This is a genomic window from Streptomyces sp. NPDC052107 (assembly GCF_040680215.1).
Classification (GTDB): Bacteria; Actinomycetota; Actinomycetes; order Streptomycetales; family Streptomycetaceae; genus Streptomyces.
In genome coordinates this window covers 1-7,363 of the sequence record NZ_JBFAWG010000171.1, presented here as the reverse complement: position 1 = coordinate 7,363, position 7,363 = coordinate 1, and the positions used below count along the sequence as shown (strand labels likewise).

The 7,363-nt window shown below is 67.8% G+C and carries 7 protein-coding genes and 1 pseudogene; 2 read left to right on the top strand and 6 right to left on the bottom strand.

Annotated elements, in window-relative coordinates; genetic code table 11:
- The coding region (locus tag AB0M27_RS45745; protein WP_365731976.1) for an SAM-dependent methyltransferase at nucleotides 1-301 on the top strand (301 nt) is incomplete at its 5' end.
- A 12-nt stretch (nucleotides 302-313) separates the two neighbouring features.
- Here the strand turns inward: AB0M27_RS45745 and AB0M27_RS45740 are convergent.
- Both AB0M27_RS45740 and AB0M27_RS45735 read right to left on the bottom strand, forming a co-directional pair.
- Complete coding sequence (locus tag AB0M27_RS45740) at nucleotides 314-1,249, bottom strand: helix-turn-helix transcriptional regulator (protein ID WP_365731974.1); 936 nt, start codon at nucleotides 1,247-1,249, stop codon at nucleotides 314-316.
- Between the two features lie 87 nt (nucleotides 1,250-1,336).
- Nucleotides 1,337-1,570 (bottom strand): DUF397 domain-containing protein, encoded by a 234-nt coding sequence (locus AB0M27_RS45735; RefSeq protein WP_365731971.1) that lies wholly within the window; start codon nucleotides 1,568-1,570, stop codon nucleotides 1,337-1,339.
- A gap of 488 nt (nucleotides 1,571-2,058) precedes the next feature.
- On the opposite strand from AB0M27_RS45735, the gene AB0M27_RS45730 reads away from it, so the two are divergent.
- Entirely contained in the window at nucleotides 2,059-2,982 is a 924-nt protein-coding gene (locus AB0M27_RS45730) for a serine protease (protein WP_365731969.1), read from the top strand.
- Between the two features lie 191 nt (nucleotides 2,983-3,173).
- Here AB0M27_RS45730 and AB0M27_RS45725 read toward each other — a convergent pair whose 3' ends face one another.
- The 4 genes and pseudogenes from AB0M27_RS45725 to AB0M27_RS45710 form a co-directional block, all read right to left on the bottom strand.
- Nucleotides 3,174-3,893, bottom strand: a complete 720-nt coding sequence (locus AB0M27_RS45725; protein WP_365731967.1) for a helix-turn-helix domain containing protein — start codon at nucleotides 3,891-3,893, stop codon at nucleotides 3,174-3,176.
- The gene (locus tag AB0M27_RS45720) at nucleotides 3,893-5,992 is read right to left on the bottom strand and encodes a hypothetical protein (RefSeq protein ID WP_365731965.1); all 2,100 of its coding nucleotides are present in this window, start codon (nucleotides 5,990-5,992) and stop codon (nucleotides 3,893-3,895) included. The genes AB0M27_RS45725 and AB0M27_RS45720 overlap by 1 nt, the downstream gene beginning before the upstream one ends.
- 24 nt (nucleotides 5,993-6,016) lie before the next feature.
- Nucleotides 6,017-6,616 (bottom strand): helix-turn-helix domain-containing protein, encoded by a 600-nt coding sequence (locus AB0M27_RS45715; RefSeq protein WP_365731963.1) that lies wholly within the window; start codon nucleotides 6,614-6,616, stop codon nucleotides 6,017-6,019.
- Between the two features lie 365 nt (nucleotides 6,617-6,981).
- Nucleotides 6,982-7,363 (bottom strand): annotated as a pseudogene (locus AB0M27_RS45710) (hypothetical protein); the annotation flags it as partial.

The following is a 7,363-nucleotide window of genomic DNA, read 5'->3' as shown; positions in this document are numbered from 1 at the left end:
AGGCACTTCCGAGCCGTGGAACGACTTCCAACCCCGTGACCTGCACTTTCAGGCCCGCAGAACCTCCAGGGCCCCCGAATTACGTCGAACCCGGGACCGGGTGACGGAACTGATGCGGGTGGCCACGCACGGCACGTGGGGACGCGTCCGCGAGGAACACGAAGTGCGGGCCTTCTTCGAGGGGTTCGACATCCTTGAGCCCGGACTGGTCAACGTGCCGGACTGGCGCCCGGACAGCGACGTTGTGGCCCGTCCGCAGGACGAGGAATGGGTGGAATGGGGCGGCGTCGCACAGCTGTGACCGAGTGCTTCCTCAGTACAACCTGCGTTCGGCGTGAGCGGCGTACCAGTCCCGTGCCTCCGTCAGCAGCTCCTGGCTCTTCTTCATGCGTGCTGAGGCATTCAGGACATTCAGCAGCGCCTGCCGGTACTGCTCGATCTCCGTCGCCCGACTGAGATACATCGCGCTATCGATGAGCTCCACATAGACGAGCTCCGACGGCCCGCCGTCTCCGAAGGTCAGGTGCGTGATGGGATAGCTGGGGGCGACACTGGCACTGCGGTCGAAGGGGACGATGCGGACGTTGATGCCTTCCTGCTGTGACAGCTCGATGAGATGGTCAAGTTGTCTGCGCATCACCGCGGAGCCGCCCACCGGCCGGCGCAGGATGGCCTCGTCCAGCATCGCAATGATGTTGGGCCGGTGAGGGCCCCGCACGACGCGCTGCCGCTCCAGGCGCAGCCGTACCCGGCGCTCTACCTCCTCTGGGCCAGCGCCGGGCAGGCTGTTGGAGACCAGTGCGCGTGTGTACTCGGGGGTCTGCAGCAGTCCGGGGACCACGTGGTTCTCGTAGCAGGCGATCCGTGTGGCACCGGTTTCCAGGCCGATCAGCCGCTTGAGCCAGTTGGGGGTGACGTCGCTGTACTGCTGCCACCAGGCGTTGTCCTTGGCCTGCTGCAGCAAGCCCTCGATCTCGTGGACCTGTTCGCTGGGGAGCTGGTAGTAGGCGACCAAGTCCCGTACGTCTCGGTCTTTGGGCGGGCTTTCACCGCGCTCGAGGCGGCTGACCTTGGAGACCGAGCCGCGGATCACCGGAGCGACGTCACGCAGGGGCAGGTTGCGCTCCTTGCGGGCCTGCCGCAGTGCCTCCCCGAGGAGGCGGGCGGCGACCTCCGGCCGGGCACTCTGCTCCGGGACCGGGATGACTTGCGCAAGGGTCTCCTCACGCGCCGCAGAACCGTCGGACATACAAGCCCCCCTCTGCGAAACAGCCTTGGACCCGGGCCAGTTTCGCAGACTCAGAGTCTGCGTGTCCGACGGTTGCCGTCAGCTTTGTCAGCCGGTCAGGTGATCAAACTCGCCGTCCTTGACTCCGGCCAGGAAAGCCTCAATCTCCTGAGGCGTGTACACCAGGGCGGGCCCATGCGGGTCGCGGGAATTGCGCACCGCCGCTCCCCCTCCGGGCAGGGCCGCCACTTCGACGCAGTTGCCCGTGGCGTTGCTGCGACTGCTCTTGATCCACACCACGTCCTGGATCTCGTGGGCGGCGGTCCCGTTGCTGTACTGCACCGCTGTCACCTCTCGTTCGCTGGATGCCTGCCCCACCGAGCGAGCCCCCGTTCGGGCCTGCGCACACGGACCACTGCATTGCTCCCCACAGGACGTGAAATCCCATATGCAATTGCATGCGGGTGGGTTGCCGGGATCGTAGCCGCCGCGACCCGTTGAGCGGTGTCCCCCGAAAGTGGATAGGTACGAACGGCTCTACACCCTCGCGGCCCGGAACAAATGGCATGCAGGTAGCGAAGAGTTACGCATTTAGCATGTATGTTCCAGTGTCGGCCGACCTGTCCCCGCCGGTGATGGTGATCGCCGCGGCGTTCGTCACGGCGGCGTCCGGCATCAGGCGAACGCCCCGACTCGGTCGTCTCCCGGAGCCATGATCAGCAGGTAGGGCGGCCGGGAACCGACCAGGCGCCGATGCGAACGCCCCCTGTTTCCTACAAGCTGGCGGCGGCCTTCCCTGCAACACCAAGCTTCGCACCATAATCTGCGATATGTGGGACGGCACGATCAACGAAGGGCACCTGTACGCATCTTTCCGACTTACGGTGCATATGTACGAGTCGGATGGTTCGGACTCGAAGACCGTCGGCAGCGGAACCGGATTCGTCATCAGGAGCCGGCTGCCTACCGGCGGACGCAAGGGCTACCTTGTCACCAACCGGCATGTACTGGACCCGAGCTTCGCCAAGCCCACCGGCCGCGGGATCGACAAGGTGGAGGTGATCGGCTTTGCGCAGGTCGGGGACGCCAGGCCGATCCGGTTCACAATCCAGTCCCCGCAGCCGGAATTCGCCGACGGCGGTGCTGACGTTGCAGTCATCGATCTGGAGAGGGCGACGATCCCCGGCGGATGTCCCGAGCTCACCGAGATGAGCAATCTCCGCCTGGCCAACGCATCAGACTTCCAAGAACGGCTGCACGTTGGTGCCCAGGTCCTCATGCCGGGCTACCCCAGCATCGACGGCGTCGCAGCAGAGCGTCCCATCCTGGTGAGCGGAACGGTGGCTTCGGACCCGCGGGAGATGGCCGAGATAGGACGAGAGCGATTCCCCAACTGCGTTCTGTGTCATTCGTTCAGCTGGGGAGGCATGTCAGGGTCTCCGGTCTTCGCACTTCTGCCGAAGGAATCGCTGACCTGGGGCGACCTGGAACATGGCGTTTCCAGGGAGCTGTATCTCGTGGGAATCAACCGGGGACATCTGAGGATCGGCGGTATGGCAGAGGGAGCCTTGACCTACTTCGTGAAAACACCGCTGCTGGCTGCGCTGTTGCGCCGCATTGGCGCGAAGGGCCTGCTGCGCAACCAGCACGATGACGACCCTGCCGATGATGGCCGACCGGAACTGATCCACCAAGAAGTGGAACTCGATCCCGAAGACCCCGACGCCCCTGCGAGTCACGGCTTCGTCGGGTAGGCGAGCAGCCCGCCTGCGAAGGCTCCTTTCAACGCCCCTACGAGTGCCGGCGCCAACGGCAACGGCGACGCTTGATGCCCAGGGCGGGGTGCCGGTTAGCAAGGGGTAAGTGACGGCTCGCTCACGGGGTTGGGAGGGGGCGCATGGATCGGTGCCTGCCTGCCGGCTGCTTGCTCGGGTCGTGAAGTGAGCTAGCGGGGGCGCCAGGTGCGTACTTCCAGGTGGAGGATGTGCGCGTCCGGGTTGATGCGTCCGGTTTCCACTAGCCATTGGTGGACGGCGGCGGTGACGTCGCCGCCTGCGGCGTCGACCCGGCGGGCGAAGTCGGCGGCGTCGAAGCCGCCGGTCTGGGCAGAGCCGTAGGAGCGTTCTTCGGAGTGGTCGGCGCGTTGGATGACGCCGCGGCGGATGCCGGGTGAGTCGGTGCGGCTGCCGGAAGGGTGCGTGTAGCCGGTTTTGGCGAGGCGGACGGTGAAGGCAAGGCGCAGGCTCTGGCGGGCGGCTTCGGCGATCAGAGGGCGCAGACGGGTGGAGCCGGAGGCGATGGCCTGGGTGCCGACGCGTCCGGTGCCGGTGCCGGTGGGGGTGATCAGGACGGCTTTGCCGCGTACGCGGGCGCGGGTGCCGGAGGCGGTGGTGCGGCGGGTGATGTGGCGGGCGGCGATGGCGGTGAGTTCGGGCAGGTCGGTGATGCCGCCTGCTTCGATGGCGGTGAGGACTTCGCGGAGGGCGGGGACGAAGGCGGCGCCTTTGTTCTTGGTGTAGAACTGCGAGACCAGGGAGGGGTCCCGGTCGATGATGCGGGCGATGTCGCGTTTGGTGTAGCCGGCCTGTTGGAGCCGGTCGGCCAGGCGGGCCGCCTCGTTCAAAGCGCCTTGGTTTGTGGCCTGGCGTCGGCGGCGGGACGGCATCAGGGCTCCTGGCTGGTGGTGAGGGCGGTGCGTCCGGCGTCCCGCAGGGTGAGGAGTTCCTCTTCGCTGGTGGGGGCGGGCAGGGGACCGTTGAGGTGGCCGCGCAGGAGGTAGTCACCGGGCTGGTGATGGTAGGGCCAGTTCTGGGCCTCGGTGAGGTAGAGGGCGTCGGTGCGGAAGGCAATGACGCTGCCGGGCGGGGTGTGCAGGGCTCCGGCGTAGGTGTTGTCGTCGCGGTGGCGTTGGGTGAGGAGGGCGGCGCGGGCGCCGGACCAGATGGCGGCTGCCCATTCGGGGTGGGCGTTGGGGTCGCGGGCGAAGCCGGTGGGCTTTTGCCAGGTGATGTGTTCGTCGTCGAAGGCGATGATTTCGGCGTCCGGGGGCACGTCGCGTTCCATGCTGCGGGGGGTGGTGCCGGTGACCATGCGAGGGCGCTGGGCGAAGGCGCCGATGCCGTAGAGGAGGATGGAGCGCACGGCGCGGGAGGCGAGGTGGGCGGCCCTGGCTTGCTGGGGGTCGCCGTGGAATTGGGCCTGGGCGGAGAGGTTGGTCCAGGTCTCTTTGAGTTTCTTGGCCCAGTCGTCGAGGGGTTTGCCGTCGTCCCACAAAATGCCGTCGAGGATCTCGATCTTCCACGGCTGGATGGGGTTGGTCAGGGCGGTGTGGATCTCGGGTCCGCCGGCCCAGGTGGTGAAGGTGGTCCCGGGAGTGGCCGGGTAGTGCCAGGCGCGGTCACCGGGGGCGGGGGCTGGCAGCAGGCCGACGTGGTTCCAGGTGTCGGGGACGGTCACGCGGACCTGCCAGTGCCCGCACCCGTACAGGGCACGCATCTGCTCCTTCTCCGACCAGGAGGCGAAGGTGGCCGCGGTGATGCGGCGGGGGGTGCCGACCGGGGACTTCCAAGTGTGCTTGGCGTAGGCGAACGTGCGGTCGTACTCGACGAGCCGGGGCAGGTCGTCGGGGACGCGTGGCGGGGTGATGAGCTCGTTGCGTCCCTGGCCTGCGGTCGCGTGTAGCAGGCCGCGCAGTTCCTCCGAGAGGACGGGGAAGCCGTCGGCGTACTGGCCGCGTTGGGGGATGGTGCGGGTCCACAGATCGCGGCCGGTCTGGGAGGGTGAGCCCATGATCACGGCGTCGTTCCAGTGGCGGCGCAGGGCCTGCCACAGCAGGACGAAGGCGTCGCGGATGACGGCGGGATCGTCGCCGTCGGTGTCGAACCACTCCCCCACCGAGCGGATCTCGACGTGTTGATCGCCTGCTTCGCGCTGGTAGCGGCCGACGGGGTTGCGGGCGTGGACGAAGTGCCCGGCCATCCGGTCGCGACCGCGGCCGGTGTCGGCACGCCAGCCGGGGATCGGTGCGTTGAGCCAGGCGGCGACGGCGTCGCGAAGGTAGGGGTAGCGGTCGGCGTCGCGATGCCAGGGATCACCGGCGGTGATGTAGATCCGCTCCACGCCCTCGGGAATGGTGCGGAACACCGCGGTGAGGATGTCGGCGGCCGTCCGCCTGCCGAGGTCGAGATGGTGGGTCTGCTGGCGGTGGACCAGGACGCCGGTGCTGGTGTCCAGGAAGACGGTTGAGCGGGCCTGCTGAGTGAAGTTGGGCCGGGTGGACGCCAGCCCAGGGACGGCGGCGAGCCAGGCATCGCCGCTGGCACCTGCGGGGATGGAGGGCAGATCCCGCGGCGATTGGGCCGCTGCAGCCACCTGCGGGGCCTCGAGTTCTGCGGGGGCAGGTGACGGAGCAGGTCGCGCGGCGGCGGTGATCATCGCGGGGCCGGCCTCGGTCTGCTGCGGCGGGGACGGTGCGGCTTCGGGGGTGGCCTGGGCCGCGGGCGGCTCGGCCGCCGGAGGCTGCGGGACGTCGTGCGTGGCGAGGCTTTCGGGGGCCAGGGCCGGGGCAAGGGCGACGACATCGACCACGCCCAGCCCGGCCGCCTGGGCGACCCGCTCTGCCTTCGCCTTCGTGTAGGAGGCCACCCGGACGATCAGCTTGTCGCGGTCCGCTTCCTGCTTCGCCAGTGCGGCCCGGGTCTTCTTGATCTGGTCCCGCACGGTACGCAGATCGGCAAGCGCGGTGCTGTAGCTCTGTGCGTCCATCGGGCGTTCCTTGTCCGGACCGGTTCAGTCAGCGCTGGTGTGGGTGGTGACGTAGGCGACGGCTCCCCCTGAGTGAGAGCTGAGGCGGGTACTCAGGAGCAGTTCGGCGAGCCGCCGGTCGCCGTCCGCGCGGGAGGCGAAGCGGGCTTGCGGGGCGGCAAGGTCGGTGACGTAGCCGGCCAGGCGGGCATCGGGGAAGGCGTGACGACCCTCGTCGTTCTTCTCCCACCGCTCCAGGCCGGTCAGGACTGCCACGACGTAGCCCGCGAGGGTCACGGGCAGCACTCCCCCGGCGGCGACACTCGCAGGGTCGCACCGCCACCAGCCGCGCAAAGCCTTGAGCAGGTCCTCGGGCGGGAGAGTGGCCGCGAAGCCGAGCCAGGAGCGCTCCGTCTCCTCCGTCCGCCGGGCCGCATCGACCCGCAGGACGGCGATCTCCGCGGCCGGTACCTGGTCGAGGGGGGCCTGCCGCCGCGTCTGCAGGGCCTGGACGACCTCGAGCGGGACCATGACGCGTACGCCGCGCCGGGACAGGCCCGGCAGCAGCCCGGCAGAGACGAGGCGGCGGAACGTGGTGATCGCGCATCCGAGCTCTTCCGCAGCCTGCCCGGTCGTCAGCAACACCCCAACCCACCTCCATCCCTGATTTGATATCTGATTCGGCATGTAGCGTAGTTCGGAAGGCGAAAGGGCGTCAAACTCCTGCTGGAATGGCATGGCCAGATGCGCCGATTCAACCAAGCGCGCCCACCAGACCCCGGCCCAGGCCGTCCGCTGCCAGGCCGCGCAGGCGTCCTGCGGAACATACGGGCTGCAGCGGTTGGCTGCATCTCGGCGACCCGCCGCAACAGCACATGACAGTCAGGGAGTTGCCCGAGAACTGTGGTTCGGTGACGACCGCGGCCTGAGGCAGTCACATCTCATCGGTTCGTCGGGAGGGGCTTACTGGCCAAGCAGAAGCCAGATGTTCTCCGTCTCGTCGGTACTGGTCAGGTGGAAGAATCGAGTTGGTCGAGCCATGCGCGGGCGGCACTGACTGCACGGCGGATGACCTGTTCATCGGCACCGACCCTGCTGATCACTCCGACCCTGCGGTTAAGGCGTGCATTCACTTCCCGATATGTGGTACCTGTCGCTTTGACGAGATCGTTGACCATGGCCGTCAGTCGGACGTGGGGGTTTGGACCGGTGTCGGCTTGATCTTCATACTGTCGATCCCACTCGGGTTCCTGGTCATATAGTGACTCGCGCTCCGAGCAGTCGGCGCAAAACTCTAAGAAGCCGTATCTCAACCGATCATGGAACGTGCGGGTCGAACGCGGATTCCCGGTCGGGTGATCCTGCCGTGGCCAGGGCATGAAGACGGGACCT